Raw genomic sequence first — 15,058 nt, 5'->3', positions numbered from 1 at the left:
ATCGGGAGGAACGTGACGCTACGGGAGGAACGTGACGCTATGGGAGGGCGCCGGCCGACCGGAAGCACAGAACCCCTGGGGGCGGATCACACCCGATGCCTGTGGCCGGCCCGATAGGCCCAGAAGCCGAGCACCCGACCTGGAATACTGACGAGGAAGGCTAGACGAGAGTCGACCCGCGTGCGGTCCGCGTCACAGCGTCCACCGGCCCCATGGCCCGGGGGACCGAGCGAGTCGCACGCGCCCCAGGAGAATTGGAGAACGGCATGGCAGTGTGGCTGGAATCGCTCATCACGGCAACCCCGCAGGAGGGGTTCGAATTGGCGATCACGCTCTCGCGGAAGGGAGTGGGGTACACCCAGCCCTCCCCGGAGGCGCGGGAGGCACTGCGGGGAGGTTACGCCAACGACGCCGATGCGCTCACCGCGGCCTCGCAGGTGATCGCCACGAACTTCCAGACCGTGGCGGCCGCGAACAGCTATTGGCGGGACTGACCGGGATCACCGCTGGGGCGGCGCCGGCCGATGAGGTCGGCCGGCCCGCCGTCAGGCGGAGCGCACGGCCACGCCCCGGCACATCGAGCACCTCACGTACCTGCCAGGATGGAGCCGTGATGCTCCTCGCCCAGGCCCCCGACGGCCTCCCCGTGTTCACGAGCGGTGACGACGTCGCCGCGCTCCTCACCCCGGCGCTCGCCACCCTCACGTGGCCCGACGGCACCACGGGGTTGCGGGACGGAGACGTCGTGGCGGTCGCCTCGAAGATCATCGCCCGGGCCGAGGGGCGGCTCATCGCCGCGAAGGACCGGGAGGAGGCGATCGACGCCGAATCGGTCCGCGAGGTCGCCCGCCGCGAGTATCCCGACGGCACGGTGCTGCGGATCGTCGAGACCCGGCACGGATTCGTGACGGCCGCGGCCGGGATCGACACCTCGAACGTTCCGGCCGGCACCGCGCTGCTGCTGCCGCAGGATCCGGACGCCTCGGCCCGCCGGCTCCGGCGCGGGCTGCGCGCCCGCCTCGACCTGCGCCTCGGGGTGCTCGTCACCGACACCGTCGGGCGTCCCTGGCGCCGCGGAGCCGCCGACATCGCGATCGGAGCGGCCGGGATCGACGTGCTCGACGACCTGCGCGGGCAGGTCGACCTTGAGGGCCGGGAGCTGCGGGCCACCGTCATGGCCGTCGGCGACGAGATCGCCGCCGCCGCCGAGCTCGTGCGCGGCAAGACCACCGGCCGTCCCGTCGCCGTCGTGCGCGGCCTCCACTCCCACGTGATCGAGGACGACGGCCCGGGCGCCACCGCCGCTGTGCGCACCGCCGATGAGGACCTGTTCCGCAGGGGCGTCAGCGGCGCGGACTGAACACGAGCGCCGAACCGGTGGCGCCGTGCACCCATTCGGCCCGCACGCCCCACACCCGGTCGATGAGGCCGGGGGTGAGGATCTCACGGGGCGGCCCGATCGCCGCGATGGCACCTGCGTCGAGTACGACCACCTCGTCGCAGATCTCGGCGGCCATGGCGATGTCGTGCAGCGCGACGAGCACCCCGGCCCCGGCGGCGGCGACCGCGCCGATGACCTCGAGCAGATCGAGCTGCGCGCGCAGGTCGAGATGATTGGCCGGCTCGTCCAGCAGCAGCACCCGCGGTGACTGGGCGAGCGCCCGCGCCAGGTGCACCCGCTGCCGCTCGCCGCCGGAGAGGGTCGTGAACGACCGGTCGGCCAGCGCGTGCACGCCGGTGCGCTCCATCGCGGCCGTCACGAGCTCGGCATCCGCCGCGGTCGCCGTGGCCAGCCGCGACTGGAACGGCAGCCGCCCGAGGGAGACGACCTCGGCCACGGTCAGGTCCTCGTGGGGCTGGGCATCCTGCTCGACCATCGCGAGCTGACGCGCGCGCACCCGGGGCGGGAGCGTCGTCCATGATCGACGCCCGATGCCGCCGGCCTCCCCGAACCACAGGTCGCCGGAGCTCGGCCGCAGGGCGCCGATGACGAGCCGCAGCAGCGTCGACTTGCCCGCGCCGTTCGGGCCGAGGACGCCGGTGATCCGGCCGGCGGCGATGCTCAGATCGACCCGGGAGAGCAGCTCATGGCGCGCCCGCGCGCCCGAGATCACGTAGGTGAGGCGCTCGGCCCACAGGTCCGTGACGCGCAGATCGGTGGACGTCGCGGCGCTCATCGGCCGCCGCCTCGACGTCGGCGGGCGAGCAGGACGGCGAACACGGGCGCGCCGATCGCGGCGGTGAGGATGCCCACGGGCACCTCGAGCGGCGCGAACAGCGTGCGCGCGGCGGTGTCGGCCCAGAGCAGGAAGATGCCGCCGCCGAGCGCGGCCAGGGGGAGCACGACCCGGTGCCGGGTGCCGGCGACGAGGCGCACCATGTGGGGCAGCACGAGGCCGACGAACCCGATCGAGCCGCTCACGCTCACCAGCGCCCCGGTGAGCAGCGCGCTCGCCGTGAGCAGCAGCCACCGGGAGCGCACGACCCGCACGCCGAGGGAGGCCGCGGTCACCTCCCCGAACGCGAACGAGTCGAGGGTCCGGGCGGAGGCGACGAGCACGGCGCCCACGAGGATCGTCGCGGCGGCCGCGATCGCCACCGCCGCCCACGTGGCGCCGGAGAGGGAGCCGAGCAGCCAGCCGAGGATGTCGCGGTAGGAGTCGCCGCGGGCGGTGGTGAAGATCGCGAACGAGACGAGCGCCGAGAGACCCTGGGCCACGGCCACCCCGGCGAGCACGAGCCGGTGCGGGGCCGCCGATCCGCCGCCGATGCTCAGCGTGAGCAGGAGGGCCGCCATCGCACCGGCGAACGCGGCCACCGGCAGCAGGATCCCCACGCCGAGCAGCAGCACGAGCACTGCGCCGAGCGAGGCGCCGGAACTGAGGCCGAGCAGATACGGGTCGGCCAGCGGGTTGCGGGTGACCGACTGCATGACGGCCCCGGCCAGCGCCAGCCCTGATCCGACGAAGACCGCCACGAGGATGCGCGGCGCGCGGCCCTGCCAGACGATCGCCTCCCGGATGGCCGAGAGCGGGCCCGGGCCGGGATCCCCGCCGAGGCCGATCGTGGCGAGCGCCTCCCGGACGTGGTGGGCGGCGGAGGCGAGCACGTCGGCGGGCCGCAACGGTTCGATCGAGCCGGCCGCGGTCGAGTTCGCGGGCCCGATGGTCAACGCGACGACGAGTGAGGCGACCAGCAGCGCGAGCCCGGCGACGATCCAGCCCGCGAGCGCCACCCGGCCGCGGCCCCGTGCGGGCGGCCGGCGCCGCGGAACCGCCTCCCCGGGGGCCGCGGCGCTGGATCCGCGATCGGGACGCTGGGTCGTGGTCATCGGCTCATCCCTGCGCGAGGGCGTCCAGCTGCTCGGCGAGGTCGGCCGCCGCCCAGGCCGTGCGCACCCCGGCCTCGCTCGCGGGGAAGGGCACCACGAGGTAGCGCTCGTTCGCGACCGCGTCGAGGGCGGCCGTGACGGGATTGCCGGCGAGCACCTCCCGCTTGTGCTCCGCCGTGTTCCAGCTCGAGTCGACGAGCACGATGACGTCCGGATCGGCCGCGGCCACCGCCTCCCAGGAGACCGAGGCCCACGTGTCGTCGATCCCCGCCTCGATGTTGGTCAGGCCCGCGGTCGACATGATGAGCTCGGGAGCCCCGATGCCCCCGCCGACGAACGGGGTGTCCGATCCGGAGGAGTACCAGAGGGCGGTGAGATCGCCCGTGGCGGGCTCGATGGTCTCGAGGAGCCGGTGCTGCTCGGCCACGAGGTCGGCCGCCGCGCCGGGGACGTCGAGGATCCGGCCGACCTCGGTGATCTGGGCGAAGACCTGCTCGAACGTGAGCGGATTCGGCTGGTACTCCGGCTCCTGACACGCGGCCGGGAGCACGTACCCGGCGATGCCCAGATCGGCCAGGTGGTCGCGCTCGCCCACGCCGTCGGCCGTGAGGTTCGACTCCCAGCCGGCGACGATGAGGTCGGGCTCCGCCGCGAGCACGACCTCGGCGGCGGGCAGCTTCTCGGCGAGCACCGGGATGCCCTCCTCGGCCCACTGGTCCGGCACCGGGCCGTCGGCGAACGCGGTGCCGACGAGCCGATCGCCCGCGCCGAGGGCGAGCACGAGCTCCGTCGCCGCCGACTTGATCGTGACCACCCGCTCGGGCGGGGCCGGAAGGGTCACCTCGACGCCGCAGTTCGTGACGGTGAGCGGGAAGGCGCTGCTCGCGGGCGATGGCGTGGGGGAGGGACGCGCGGCGGGATCCGGTCCGCCCTGGCAGGCGGCGAGCGTGAGTAATACCGCGGCGCCGGCGGCCGTCAGGAGGCGGGTCCGGCGGGAGAGATCGGGCACGGGACATCCCTCGAGGAAGGCAGGCGGATGGGTCGCCGGCAGTACTGCCGGGGACGTCGCGGCCAGATCGAGCCGGAGTTCCGCGGGCACGAGCGCCCGGTGTCCGGGGTCAACGATAGCCCGATCCGAGCCGGGGGGATCGACCCCGCGGGCACGCGGCCCGTCCGGCTCAGCCGGGGCCGCTGAAGTCGACCGAGTCCAGCTCGAGCGTGCGCACCGACCCGTCGGCGGTGACCGTCAGCTCCGCACCCGGGGCGTTGTCGCCCGGGTACCAGGCGACCCACCACCCCTCGTTCAGGCTCGCCTCGACGGGTGAGCCCGCGCCGTCCGTGATCTGCACCCGAGTGACCCCGGCCGCGTACGTGCCTACGACGGCGCTGAAAGTGCCCGCGCCGCCCTCGGCGCCCCAGCCGAGCACGATCTCCTGCACGGCCACGGGATCGGCCTCGGCGCGGGCCGCGGCGACGTCGAGATAGGTCGTGCTCAACGGGGCGACGATGCCGTCGCTGCGCTGGCTCACCATGCACAGCCCGAGCGGATCGTGGCCCGTGGCGTCGTCCCGGCCGAGCATGACCGCGAGGGTGTAGGGCCCGCGCTGCTCGGCGAGCACGGGGGAGAGGTGGATGTCGTCGGCGTCGGGGTCCATGACGTTCCAGGGCGGCAACCTGTCCGGGCACGCCGCCACCATCACCTGCGGGTCCACCTCGATGGGCGTCGCCGTCCAGCCCGCATACGCGGTCGAGCCGCCGAGGCCGCTCAGGCCGATCGCCCCGGCGACGATCAGGGCCCCGGCTCCGACCGCCCCGAGCGCCAGCCGCATGGAGTGCCGGCTGCGGCGGGCGGGCACGATCGATTCGATGTCGACCACCTCGTCGGCCGCGATCCGCGCGTCGATGCGGGCGCGCAGCGCCGCCGAGTCCACCGTGAGCCCGGCCGCCGGGTCGAGCTCCCCCAGGGCGTCGAGCAGCGGGCCCTGGCCCGCTTGGTCCTGCCTCATGTCGTCTCCCCTCGACCGTGTTCGATCAGATGGAGCAGTCGCCGTCGGGCCCGGAACAGCCGGACCGCGAATGCGCTCGAGCTGATGGAGAGAACCTGGGCCGCCTCGCGGTGGGAGAGGTCGTCCCAGGCGACCATGCCCAGGACCTCCTGCTCGCCGGCCGTGAGCCGCTTCCACGCTGTGACCAGGTCGGCCCTGGTCGCGATGGCCCCCTCGATCCCGTCGTCGGGCACGATGCCTTCTGCGATGCGGACCGCGGTGTCTCGCCGGCGCGCCGCGGCCCGGTAGTTGTTGCGGATGATGTTGCGCGCCACCGTGAACAGCCACGGCCGCTCCTCGGATGGGACCTCGTCGATTCGGCGCCAGGCGACCAGGTAGGTCTCCGCCAGGACGTCCTCGGCGATGTCCGGTTCGGTGCGGCGGCGGATGAAGGCCAGCAGCTCGCGGTGATGAGCCCAAAGCTCATCGAATCTCGCGTGGCTGCTGGCCGCCATTCCGTTCCCGTCCCACCCATACCTATGACATGTCGGCTCCCGACGAATCCTTACAGTGACCTGCGTCACACTCCGGCGTGAGGGGGTGACCCGTTACGCTCGGTGCGGGCGCTCGACCACCCGAATCCATGAAGTCAAGCAGATCAGGGAACCCATGAGCCACTCGACCCCGGCCCGCAGACGCGCCGGACTCACCGTGTCCATCCTCGCGGGGCTCGCGCTCGCGGCCACGGCGGCCTCGCTGCCGGCCGCGGCCGACACCGCCGGTGAGGCGGCGGATCCCGGCGAGGCGGCGGGCGTCGTCCATACCCGAAGCCACGCCGAATGGCAGGCGTGGGCCGGGGACCTGCGCGCGGAGCTCGAGGGCACGGACTGGGCCGCGCTGTCGCGGGCCGCCGGCTGCGAGCTCACGTCGGTCTCCCTGACCGAGGTGGTCGACCCCGAGGCGAACGAGGCGCTCGGGGCCCCGGCGGACCTCGCGCTGCCCGTGGTGGAACGCGAGGAGCACTGCGCGCCCGGGCTCGCGGCCGGCGCGTTCACGCAGCAGGCCCCGATGCCGGCCGGCGCGTTCGCCGCGGCGGCCGGTTCGTGCGAGGGCGTGACCGGCGGGCGGGCCTGCATCTCCCGGTCGGGCTCGTATGTGACCGGCTCCTACACCTACTACGGCTCCGGCACCACGAACGGGTTCTCGCGCCTGTACAAGATCTCCTCCCTGTCGGGCTGCCCGCGGGGCACGACGATGGCCACGAGCGGGAGCTCGACGCTCGGCTACGGGGACCGGTCCTCGATCACCACGGCGCTGGGCACCGGCAGCTACTCGATGCACTTCTGGCGCAAGGTGTTCATCGGCCACAGCGACACCGGCGGCGCCTGCGCCTACCTGTGACCCCGTGAACCCGCGGGGCGGTGCGGCCGCCCCGCGGGATGCCGACCTCACACGGCCGTGTAGCCGCCGTCGACGAGGTGGTAGCTGCCGGTGATGAAGCTCGCCGCCGGCGAGAGTAGGAAGCACGTGAGCGCCGAGACCTCCTCCGCCCGGCCCAGCCGCCCCAGCGGGTGCTTGGTCGCGAGCAGCGCGAGCGCCTCGGTCGGCAGGTTCTTCTCGAGCAGCGGGGTCACGATGTATCCCGGCCCGACGGCGTTGATCCGCAGGCCCGCCGCACCGTACTCGGCGGCGGCGTTCTTCGTCAGCCCCACGACCGCGTGCTTGGCCGCGGTGTAGGCCCCGTTCCCGGGAGCCGCCACGGTGCCGTGGATCGAGGCCATGTTGACGATCGCCGAGCCGTGGGGATCCTTGAGCAGCTCCGGGATCTGGTAGCGCATCCCGTACAGCACGCCGTTCAGGTTGATGTCGATGACCCGCTGCCAGTCCGCGAGGTCGACCTCGCCGGCCGGCGCGCTCACGCCGCCGATGCCCGCATTGTTGACGGCGAGGTGGAGCCCCCCGTAGGTCTCGACCGCGTACTCCACCGCCAGCCGGGACTGCTCCGGGTCGGCCACGTCCTGCCGGAAGGCCGAGGCCGTGCCGCCCGCCGCCGCGATCTCCCCGGCCACGCGCTCGGCGCCGGCGAGGTCGATGTCCGAGACGACCACCGAGGCCCCGCCGAGCGCGAGCTCCTTCGAGATCGCCTCCCCGAGTCCGGAACCGCCCCCGGTCACGATCGCCACCCTGCCCGCGAACTTCGTCATGATGCGCTCCTTGTGTCTGCAGCTGCGTGTGCAACGGCGCGGATCTCGCGCACCTCCCACGGTAGGCGTACGGACGACGCCCGGCCGGGTCGAGGGTCCCGGTCACCCTGGGTAGAACGTCCCGTTCGGGGTGCGCTCAGCCGCGGCGGATCCGGAAGCGCCAGTACCGGCGCGGCCACAGCCCGGTGCGTTCCTGGGCGAGCAGGGCATGCCCATCGCGTTCGGCCCACAGCGGCACCTCGTACGGGGCGAACCGGTCACGGCTGAGCACCTCCAGCTCCTGCCCCGGCGTGAGCGCCCGCACGCGCTCGGCGGCCCGGATGAGCCCGATCGCACACGGGGCGGAGCGGTTGTCGAGCACGGCGGCCGGCGCCGACGGGCCCGTCATGGCGCGGTCCTCTCGGCGCGGCCCGCGGCGCTCGCGGGGGGTTCGGGGTGGGCGCGGTCCTCGGGGTCCTCAGGGTCCGCAGGGTCTTCAGGGTCCTCGAGGTCGTGGAGGTCGCAGACGCCCTGCACCGGGGAGCAGTGCCGAAAGAGGGGGCAGGTGATGAAGACGACCACGAGGGCGATGATCGCGAGCACCTTGCCCGGGATGAGGGCGCCGGGGAAGGCGGCCCACCAGGTCGCCGGCAGGGCGCGGTAGGCGCCGGCCATGAGCAGGCCGGTCACGATGATCGTGGGCAGCGCGAACCGCACGACCCACCGGAACCGGTCGAGCTGGTGCGCCCCGGCGACGACGGCGTCGACGTTCGCGTGCGCGCGGCCCGCGGGCATCGCCACCGCGATGTTCCAGAGCGCCCCGCCGAGCCAGAGCGTGAAGGCCGCCAGGTGCGCGGCCCGCATCCAGCCGTGCCAGCCGGCGCCCGCGTCGGCGTACGCCCACAGCGCGATCGCGGCCACGGCGAGCAGGCAGACGGCGATCCCGGCCGGTCGGCGGTCGACCCCCGCCGCGAGCGCCGCGGCGAGCGCCACGAGGCAGGCCACGAGCGCCCAGCGCACGAGCGGGGTGGGCGCCAGGTAGCCGGTGGCCAGCGGCCCGGCGACGCCCGCGAGCGCGATCGGGGCCACCCGGCGGCCGATCGTGCGGGCGCGGGCGAGCGCGGTCGCGTTGAGCGCCTCGAGCGCGCCCTGTTCCGCCTCCCGGTCGCTGCGGCGCAGGTAGAGCACCCGCCAGGCCGCGAACCCGCCCGCGAGCGCGATCGCCCAGAGGCCGAGCCACCGGGCCGCGATCGCCCCCGGGCCGAGGCCGGCCATCGCGCCGGTGAAGGTCACCCCGGCGAGCGAGGCGAGGCTGATGAGCACGAAGGCGACCTTCGGCAGGAACGGGGTCTCCTGCTTGACGATCACCTGCAGCCCGGACGGGCTCGCGGCGCTGAGCGCGGCCTGCTCGAGGGCGGAGGCGGCGTTCGGCCCGGTCACGGGTCCGGGGCGTTCGGGGGCGGAGGTCATCGAGGGCTCCTGGAGGCTGGGCGCCATCGGCGGCGCCCTGCGCCGGCCGCTGCCGGGAGGGCGTCTGGTGGTGGCGGGACGATTCGGTACAACACCCCTGACGGCACCGACGATACCGCCCCGACCCGATTTAGGTAAGCCGGTGCTTGCGCATATGAGACGCTGGCCTCATGACCACGCTCGAGCCCGGCCCGGTGGCCCACGGACTCCTCCTCGCGGCCGGCGCCGGCACGAGGATGGGCCGGCCGAAGGCGCTGCTCACCCGCCCCGACGGCACCGGCTACCTCGAGGCGGCGGCCCGCGCACTCCTCGAGGGCGGCTGCGCCGAGGTCCTCGTCGTGCTCGGCGCCGCGGCCGGCGAGGCCCGCCGCCGGCTCGAGGCCGCGGCGCCGACCGGCGTCCGCGCGATCGAGTGCCCGCGCTGGGCGCAGGGCCAGGGGGAGTCGCTGCGGTGCGGCCTACGCCACCTGCGCGAGCGCTCGAACGCGCGCGTCGCCGTCATCCAGCTCGTCGACCTGCCGGACGTGGATGCGCGCGTGATCCGGCGGCTCCTCGGTGCAGCCGGTTCGGCAGGTTCGACCGGTGCAGGCACGCTCGCCCGGGCGGCCTATGACGGGATCGGCGGCCATCCCGTGCTGCTCGGGCGCGACCACTGGGCGCCGGCGGCGGCGACCGCGGCCGGGGACCGGGGCGCACGCGCCTACCTGCGCGAGCACGCGACGGTCCTGATCGAGGCGGGCGACCTGGCCGCCGGGCGCGACGTCGACACCCCGGAGGAGTACCGGGCGGCGGGGGGCCTCGACGGCCCGGAGGGATCTGGCGGTTCAGGCGTTCCCGGCTGACATCCGCTGCCGCATGCAGTCGACGAACTGTGTGAGGAGATTGTCCGAGACCCGCTGGATGATGCCGCGGCCGAACTGGGCGGGCTTGCCCGTGATCGCCATGTCGGTGAGCACCTCGACCGAGGTTTCCTCCTCGGCCGCGGTGAGGGTCGCCGTGACGGTGACGGAGGCGACGCCGTTCCCGCGCCGATCCGTGCCGGAGGCCTCGATCACGACCCGGCCGGCCGCCTCGTCGCGTTCGACGAAGCGGCCCTCGCCCTTATAGGCCATCGAGATCGGGCCGAGCTTGACCCGCACGGAGCCCTCGAAGCCGTCGCCGTCGGTGCTCGTCAGGGCGGCCCCGGGGAAGCAGGGCACGACCTGTTCGAGGTCGTTGAACGTGGCCCACGTGTGCGCCATCGGGGCCGGCACGGTGAACTGGTGAGTGAGATCCATGAGTGGCGCCTCCCGGTCACCGGGGCGTGGCGGCCGCGAGCACGGCCCGGCGCGCGAGCACCGTCGCGAGGTGGAGCCGGTAGGCCTCGTCGCCGTTGAGGTCGGACGGCGGTTCGGTGCCCGCTCCGGCGGCGGCGCAGGCGGCCGTGACCGCCGCGGGCGTCGCCGGGCCGCCGACGAGGGCCTGTTCCACCTCGGCCGCGCGGACGGGCACCGAGCCCATGTTCGTCAGCGCGACACGGGCCCCCGCGATCGCCTCGCCCTCGAGCCGCACGCACGCGGCCACCGCGACGATCGACCACTGCTGGGCCACCCGAGTGAACTTCTCGTAGGCCGAGCCCCAGCCGTCGAAGAGCGGGACGCGGATCTCGGTGAGGAGTTCGTCCTCGCCGACCGCCGTGGTGAAGTAGTCGACGAAGAAGTCCGCCGCGCTCACCGTGCGGGGACCGGCCGGCCCCGTGATCGTCAGCTCCGCCTCGAGCGCGAGCAGGCAGGCGGACATGTCGCCGGCCGGGTCGGCGTGGACGATCGCGCCGCCGATCGTGCCGCGGTGGCGCACCTGCGGGTCGGCGACCGTGCCGGCCGCCCGGGCGAGCAGTCCGGCGTGGGCGGCGACGAGCGGGTCGGTGGCGATGTCGTGGTGGCGGGTCATCGGCCCGATGACGAGCCGGTCGTCCTCGACCCGGATGCCGCGCAGGCCGTCGATGTGCTGCAGCCCGATGACGAGCTCGGGATCGGCCATCCGGAGCTTGAGCACGGGGATGAGGCTCTGCCCGCCGGCGAGGATCTTCGTGTTCATCGGGTCGCGGGCGAGCAGCGTGACGGCCTCGGCGACGGTCGCGGGGGCCTCGTAGTCGAACGTGCTGGGGATCATGCTCCTGCCTCCGTTGCGGATGGGGCCGTGCCGGTGCTGCGGGCCGCCTCGAGTGCGTGCCAGACCCGGGCGGGGGTGCACGGCATGGTCAGGTCGGTCACCCCGAGGTGGCGGATCGCGTCGAGGATGCCGTTGACGATCGCGGGGGTCGAGGCGATCGTGCCGGCCTCGCCCACGCCCTTGACCCCGAGCTCGTTCGAGGTCGCCGGCGTGGTCGTGCGATCGGTGACGAACTCGGGCAGGTCGGGTGCCGAGGGCACGAGGTAGTCCGTGAACGATCCCGTGACGAGCGTGCCGAACTCGTCGTAGACGGCCTCCTCGTAGAGCGCCTGCGAGATGCCCTGGGCGAGCCCGCCGTGGACCTGGCCCTCGACGAGCATCGGGTTGACCACGGTGCCGACGTCGTCGACGCACACGTACGCGCGCACGGAGGCGCGCCCGGTCTCGGTGTCGACCTCCATCGCCGCGAGGTGGGTGCCGTGCGGGAAGGAGAAGTTCTCGGGATCGAACGTGGCGTCCGCGTCGAGGCTCGGTTCGAAGCCGTCCGGCAGGTCGTGTGCGGAGAACGTCGCGAATGCGACGTCGGCGAAGCTCACGCCCTGATCGGTCCCGCGGACCGAGAACCGGCCGTCGGTGAACTCGACGTCGGTGGCCGCGGCCTCGAGCATGTGGGCGGCGACGATCCGAGCCTTCTCGATCACCTTGTCGGCCGCGGCGAGCACCGCCATGCCGCCGACGGACAGCGAGCGCGACCCGTAGGTGTCGAGGCCCTTCTGGGCGATCTGGGTGTCGCCGTGGAGCACCTCGACGTTCTCGAACGGCACCCCGAGGCGGTCGGCCACGAGCTGACTCCAGGAGGTCACGTGCCCCTGCCCGTGCGGGCTCGTGCCGGTGACGACCTCGACGTTGCCGGTGGCCAGCACCCGCACCTGGGCGTACTCCCATCCGCCCGCCGCGTAGTTCAGCGCGCCGAGGACCCGGGAGGGGGCGAGCCCGCACATCTCGGTGAACGTCGAGACCCCGATCCCGAGCTGGATCGGGTCGCCGCTCTTGCGGCGGCGGGCCTGCTCGGCCCGAAGCTCGTCGTAGTCGAAGAGCTCGAGCGCCTTCGCGGTCGCGGCCTCGTAGTCGCCGGTGTCGTAGGTGAGGGAGGCGACCGTGTCGAAGGGGAACTCCTCGTGGGCGATCCAGTTCTTCTCCCGCAGCGCGATCGGGTCCATGTCGAGCTCGGTGGCGAGCTCGTCCATCATCCGCTCGATCGCGAACGTGGCCTCCGGCCGCCCGGCCCCGCGGTAGGCGTCGGTCCACACCCGGTTCGTGAACACGTTGCGGCATTCGAATCGGTAGGCCGAGAACTTGTAGATGCCGTTGTACATGAATGCCCCGAGGATCGGGATGCCCGAGGTGATGAGGCCGAGGTAGGCGCCCATGTCGGCGACGATCCGCACGTCCAGGCCCGTGACGGTGCCGTCGGCCTTCGCCCCGATCCGCAGGTGCTGGACGTGGTCGCGGCCGTGGTGGGCACCCATGAGCGACTCGCTGCGGGTCTCGGTGTACTTGCACGGCTTGCCCGTTCTGCGGGCGGCGAGGATGGTGATGACCTCCTCGGGGGTGACCGCCAGCTTGCCGCCGAACCCGCCGCCCACGTCGGGGGCGATGACGCGCAGCTTGCTCTCGGGGATGCCGAGGGTCAGGGCGAGCATGAGCTTGGCGATGTGGGGAACCTGCGTGGCCGACCACATCGTGATCTGCTCCCCGCTCGGATCCACGAGCACCGAGCGCGGCTCCATGAACGCCGGGATGAGCCGCTGCTGGCGGATCGTCCGCTCGACCACGACGTCCGATTCGGCCAGGGCGGCCTCGACCTCGCCCCCGGTGCCCGCCTCGGCCGAGTCGAAGACCCACGTCGCGGAGACGTTCGTGCCGAGGTCCGGATGCACGAGGGTCGAATCGGTCGCCGCCTCCTCCAGATCGAGCACGAGCGGCAGCTCCTCGTAGTCCACGTCGACGAGTTCCTGCGCGTCCCGCGCCTGGGCCCGGGAGCGGGCGACGACCACGGCGACGATCTCCCCGGCGAAGGCGACCGTGTCGACGGCGACCGCCGGGTGCGGGGGAGCCAACTGATCGGGGGTGACCGGCCAGGCGTTCGGCAGGGAGCCCTGCTCGTCGGCGAGGTCGGCGCCGGTGAACACGCGCACGACCCCGGGGGCGTCGCGGGCCGCCGACACGTCGATCGAGGCGATCCGGGCATGGGCCACGGGGCTGCGCACGAGCCCGAGGTAGAGGGTGCCGGGCAGGGAGATGTTGTCGGTGAAGCGCCCGCGGCCGGTCGTGAGGCGGGCGTCCTCCTTGCGCAGGCGCGCCCGGCCGATCTCGGGCGGGCGGGAGTCGGTGACGGTCATCGTGGTACCCCCTCCTCGGCGGCGGTCCGCACGGCCGCCACGATGTTCTGGTACCCGGTGCAGCGGCACAGGTTCCCCTCGAGGCCTGCGCGGATCTCGGTGTCGCTCGGGTGCGGGTTCTCCGCCAGCAGCGAGGCGGACTGCATGATCATGCCCGGGGTGCAGAAGCCGCACTGGAGCCCGTGGCAGGCGTTGAACGACTCCTGCAGCGGGTGCAGCCCCTCGTCCGGGGTGAGCCCCTCGATCGTGGTGATCTCGTGCCCGTCCGCCTCGACCGCGAGCATCGTGCACGACTTGATGCCGTAGCCGTCGAACAGCACGGTGCAGGCTCCGCAGTTCGTGGTGTCGCAGCCGATGGCCGTGCCGGTCTTGCCGAGCACCTCCCGCAGGTACTGCACGAGCAGCATCCGCGGTTCCACCGGATCGGTGTACTCGACCGAGTCGACCGTGACCGTGATCGTTCGTGTTCCCGTTGCCATCCTCGCGCTCCTTCGCCTCGACCAGCAACCATCCGACCCGCCCGACATTCGGACTGCATACGATACGCCGCATGTCAAACCGGCGTGGGCAAAGTCTCAGATTCGGTGAGATGGCCTATCCTGGCGGCGTGGCACAGGTGAGGCACGGATGAGGAGCATCGCCTCGATCGACGACGTCGGGGCGGCGCTGGACTCCGCCGGGTACCTGAGCGAGGAGGGCCTCTCGACGATCACCTACCTGGCGATCGCGATGGGCCGCCCGCTGCTGCTCGAGGGGGAGCCCGGTGCCGGGAAGACGGCGCTGGCCGAATCCCTCGCGGGCGGCCTGGGCGTGCCGCTCATCCGCCTCCAATGCTACGAGGGCATCGACGCCTCCCAGGCGCTCTACGACTGGGACTTCACCAAGCAGATCCTCCACCTGCGGGCGCTCGAGGCGGCCGCCGTCACCGGGAGGGACGGCCCCGGCGGCGAGGCGGCCGCGGGGATCGGCGAGATCGAGACCTCCCTGTTCGACGAGCGCTTCCTGCTCGCCCGGCCGATCCTGCGCTCGCTGCGGGAGGGGCCGTGCGTGCTGCTCATCGACGAGATCGACCGTGCGGACGACGAATTCGAGGCCTTCCTGCTCGAGGTGCTCTCCACGAACCAGGTGTCCATTCCCGAGCTGGGAACGATCCGCGCCGAGGTGGCGCCGATCGTCGTCATGACCTCGAACTGCACGCGCGAGCTGCATGACGCGCTCAAGCGCCGCTGCCTGTACCACTGGATCGACCATCCCGGCCTCGAACGCGAGGTCGCGATCGTCCGGCGGCGGTTGCCCGGCGTGAGCGAGCGGCTCGCGCGAAGGCTCGCGGGCGCCGTCCAGACGCTGCGGGCAGACGAGCGGCTCGTCAAGCCGCCCGGCGTGGCCGAGACGCTCGACTGGGCGGCGGCGCTGGCGCACCTGGGCCGCGCGGAGCTCGACCTGGCCACGGCCGCGGCGACCGTCGGTGCCGTGTGCAAGCATCGAGGTGACGTCGAGGTCGTGCGTGCCTCGCTCGACCGGTTGCTGCGGAACTGA

Annotated in this window: 17 protein-coding genes; 5 read left to right on the top strand and 12 right to left on the bottom strand. The window is 73.3% G+C overall.

From position 1 onward, the window contains the following. Positions 1–266 precede the first annotated feature (266 nt). Both GCG21_RS06485 and cofE read left to right on the top strand, forming a co-directional pair. Positions 267–494: a hexameric tyrosine-coordinated heme protein gene (locus tag GCG21_RS06485; protein WP_152818432.1), complete on the top strand. Its 228-nt coding sequence runs from the start codon at positions 267–269 to the stop codon at positions 492–494. A 119-nt stretch (positions 495–613) separates the two neighbouring features. Then, positions 614–1,360 (top strand): coenzyme F420-0:L-glutamate ligase, encoded by a 747-nt coding sequence (cofE, locus tag GCG21_RS06480; protein ID WP_152818431.1) that lies wholly within the window; start codon positions 614–616, stop codon positions 1,358–1,360. Here the strand turns inward: cofE and GCG21_RS06475 are convergent. From GCG21_RS06475 to GCG21_RS06455, 5 genes are all read right to left on the bottom strand, one after another. Beyond that, on the bottom strand, positions 1,344–2,177 hold the full coding sequence (locus GCG21_RS06475) for an ABC transporter ATP-binding protein (protein WP_152818430.1): 834 nt from the start codon (positions 2,175–2,177) through the stop codon (positions 1,344–1,346). The two genes, cofE and GCG21_RS06475, sit on opposite strands and share 17 nt — an antisense overlap. Then, positions 2,174–3,331 carry an iron chelate uptake ABC transporter family permease subunit gene (locus GCG21_RS06470; RefSeq protein WP_152818429.1) on the bottom strand — a complete coding sequence of 386 codons (1,158 nt, stop codon included), beginning with the start codon at positions 3,329–3,331 and terminating at the stop codon, positions 2,174–2,176. The genes GCG21_RS06475 and GCG21_RS06470 overlap by 4 nt, the downstream gene beginning before the upstream one ends. A gap of 4 nt (positions 3,332–3,335) precedes the next feature. Continuing rightward, complete coding sequence (locus tag GCG21_RS06465; protein WP_370517345.1) at positions 3,336–4,340, bottom strand: putative F420-0 ABC transporter substrate-binding protein; 1,005 nt, start codon at positions 4,338–4,340, stop codon at positions 3,336–3,338. A 169-nt stretch (positions 4,341–4,509) separates the two neighbouring features. Beyond that, positions 4,510–5,337 (bottom strand): hypothetical protein, encoded by an 828-nt coding sequence (locus tag GCG21_RS06460; RefSeq protein ID WP_152818428.1) that lies wholly within the window; start codon positions 5,335–5,337, stop codon positions 4,510–4,512. Then, entirely contained in the window at positions 5,334–5,831 is a 498-nt protein-coding gene (locus GCG21_RS06455; RefSeq protein WP_152818427.1) for an RNA polymerase sigma factor, read from the bottom strand. The genes GCG21_RS06460 and GCG21_RS06455 overlap by 4 nt, the downstream gene beginning before the upstream one ends. 154 nt (positions 5,832–5,985) lie before the next feature. Between GCG21_RS06455 and GCG21_RS06450 the strand changes: the two genes are divergently transcribed. Continuing rightward, positions 5,986–6,717, top strand: coding sequence for a hypothetical protein (locus GCG21_RS06450; RefSeq protein ID WP_152818426.1), 732 nt, complete (start codon positions 5,986–5,988; stop codon positions 6,715–6,717). A gap of 47 nt (positions 6,718–6,764) precedes the next feature. On the opposite strand, the gene GCG21_RS06445 is transcribed toward GCG21_RS06450, so the two are convergent. The 3 genes from GCG21_RS06445 to GCG21_RS16195 form a co-directional block, all read right to left on the bottom strand. Continuing rightward, the gene (locus tag GCG21_RS06445) at positions 6,765–7,520 is read right to left on the bottom strand and encodes an SDR family NAD(P)-dependent oxidoreductase (protein WP_152818425.1); all 756 of its coding nucleotides are present in this window, start codon (positions 7,518–7,520) and stop codon (positions 6,765–6,767) included. Between the two features lie 136 nt (positions 7,521–7,656). Then, positions 7,657–7,908 (bottom strand): sulfurtransferase TusA family protein, encoded by a 252-nt coding sequence (locus GCG21_RS06440; protein WP_152818478.1) that lies wholly within the window; start codon positions 7,906–7,908, stop codon positions 7,657–7,659. Beyond that, the gene (locus GCG21_RS16195; protein ID WP_194164965.1) at positions 7,905–8,969 is read right to left on the bottom strand and encodes a hypothetical protein; all 1,065 of its coding nucleotides are present in this window, start codon (positions 8,967–8,969) and stop codon (positions 7,905–7,907) included. The genes GCG21_RS06440 and GCG21_RS16195 overlap by 4 nt, the downstream gene beginning before the upstream one ends. Positions 8,970–9,139: 170 nt before the next feature. Between GCG21_RS16195 and GCG21_RS06430 the strand changes: the two genes are divergently transcribed. Continuing rightward, the gene (locus GCG21_RS06430; RefSeq protein ID WP_152818424.1) at positions 9,140–9,811 is read left to right on the top strand and encodes an NTP transferase domain-containing protein; all 672 of its coding nucleotides are present in this window, start codon (positions 9,140–9,142) and stop codon (positions 9,809–9,811) included. On the opposite strand, the gene GCG21_RS06425 is transcribed toward GCG21_RS06430, so the two are convergent. Genes GCG21_RS06425 through GCG21_RS06410 form a run of 4 tightly spaced genes read right to left on the bottom strand, consistent with a single transcriptional unit; the run spans position 9,794 to position 14,001 of the window. Further along, positions 9,794–10,246, bottom strand: coding sequence for an SRPBCC family protein (locus GCG21_RS06425; protein WP_152818423.1), 453 nt, complete (start codon positions 10,244–10,246; stop codon positions 9,794–9,796). The genes GCG21_RS06430 and GCG21_RS06425 overlap by 18 nt on opposite strands. A gap of 16 nt (positions 10,247–10,262) precedes the next feature. Beyond that, positions 10,263–11,120, bottom strand: coding sequence for a xanthine dehydrogenase family protein subunit M (locus GCG21_RS06420; protein WP_152818422.1), 858 nt, complete (start codon positions 11,118–11,120; stop codon positions 10,263–10,265). Further along, a complete protein-coding gene (locus GCG21_RS06415) occupies positions 11,117–13,522 on the bottom strand; it encodes a xanthine dehydrogenase family protein molybdopterin-binding subunit (protein WP_152818421.1) in 2,406 nt (801 codons plus the stop codon). Before GCG21_RS06415 ends, GCG21_RS06420 begins: the two co-directional genes overlap by 4 nt. Beyond that, complete coding sequence (locus GCG21_RS06410; RefSeq protein WP_152818420.1) at positions 13,519–14,001, bottom strand: (2Fe-2S)-binding protein; 483 nt, start codon at positions 13,999–14,001, stop codon at positions 13,519–13,521. The genes GCG21_RS06415 and GCG21_RS06410 overlap by 4 nt, the downstream gene beginning before the upstream one ends. Before the next feature lie 148 nt (positions 14,002–14,149). Here GCG21_RS06410 and GCG21_RS06405 point away from each other — a divergent pair, with 148 nt between their 5' ends. Next, positions 14,150–15,058, top strand: coding sequence for a MoxR family ATPase (locus tag GCG21_RS06405; RefSeq protein ID WP_152818419.1), 909 nt, complete (start codon positions 14,150–14,152; stop codon positions 15,056–15,058).

Source organism: Pseudactinotalea sp. HY160 (genome assembly GCF_009372055.1).
GTDB lineage: Bacteria > Actinomycetota > Actinomycetes > Actinomycetales > Beutenbergiaceae > HY158.
Note: the sequence above shows the minus strand (reverse complement) of the source record. Positions and strands in the feature narration are given on the sequence as shown.

What these genes read in the sequence shown, in the direction of transcription:
- GCG21_RS06485 (WP_152818432.1), top strand. Translation starts at nt 267, where the DNA reads ATGGCAGTGTGGCTGGAATCGCTCATCACGGCAACCCCGCAGGAGGGG.
- cofE (WP_152818431.1), top strand. Translation starts at nt 614, where the DNA reads ATGCTCCTCGCCCAGGCCCCCGACGGCCTCCCCGTGTTCACGAGCGGT.
- GCG21_RS06475 (WP_152818430.1), bottom strand. Translation starts at nt 2,177, where the DNA reads ATGAGCGCCGCGACGTCCACCGATCTGCGCGTCACGGACCTGTGGGCC.
- GCG21_RS06470 (WP_152818429.1), bottom strand. Translation starts at nt 3,331, where the DNA reads ATGACCACGACCCAGCGTCCCGATCGCGGATCCAGCGCCGCGGCCCCC.
- GCG21_RS06460 (WP_152818428.1), bottom strand. Translation starts at nt 5,337, where the DNA reads ATGAGGCAGGACCAAGCGGGCCAGGGCCCGCTGCTCGACGCCCTGGGG.
- GCG21_RS06455 (WP_152818427.1), bottom strand. Translation starts at nt 5,831, where the DNA reads ATGGCGGCCAGCAGCCACGCGAGATTCGATGAGCTTTGGGCTCATCAC.
- GCG21_RS06450 (WP_152818426.1), top strand. Translation starts at nt 5,986, where the DNA reads ATGAGCCACTCGACCCCGGCCCGCAGACGCGCCGGACTCACCGTGTCC.
- GCG21_RS06445 (WP_152818425.1), bottom strand. Translation starts at nt 7,520, where the DNA reads ATGACGAAGTTCGCGGGCAGGGTGGCGATCGTGACCGGGGGCGGTTCC.
- GCG21_RS06440 (WP_152818478.1), bottom strand. Translation starts at nt 7,908, where the DNA reads ATGACGGGCCCGTCGGCGCCGGCCGCCGTGCTCGACAACCGCTCCGCC.
- GCG21_RS16195 (WP_194164965.1), bottom strand. Translation starts at nt 8,969, where the DNA reads ATGACCTCCGCCCCCGAACGCCCCGGACCCGTGACCGGGCCGAACGCC.
- GCG21_RS06430 (WP_152818424.1), top strand. Translation starts at nt 9,140, where the DNA reads ATGACCACGCTCGAGCCCGGCCCGGTGGCCCACGGACTCCTCCTCGCG.
- GCG21_RS06425 (WP_152818423.1), bottom strand. Translation starts at nt 10,246, where the DNA reads ATGGATCTCACTCACCAGTTCACCGTGCCGGCCCCGATGGCGCACACG.
- GCG21_RS06420 (WP_152818422.1), bottom strand. Translation starts at nt 11,120, where the DNA reads ATGATCCCCAGCACGTTCGACTACGAGGCCCCCGCGACCGTCGCCGAG.
- GCG21_RS06415 (WP_152818421.1), bottom strand. Translation starts at nt 13,522, where the DNA reads ATGACCGTCACCGACTCCCGCCCGCCCGAGATCGGCCGGGCGCGCCTG.
- GCG21_RS06410 (WP_152818420.1), bottom strand. Translation starts at nt 14,001, where the DNA reads ATGGCAACGGGAACACGAACGATCACGGTCACGGTCGACTCGGTCGAG.
- GCG21_RS06405 (WP_152818419.1), top strand. Translation starts at nt 14,150, where the DNA reads ATGAGGAGCATCGCCTCGATCGACGACGTCGGGGCGGCGCTGGACTCC.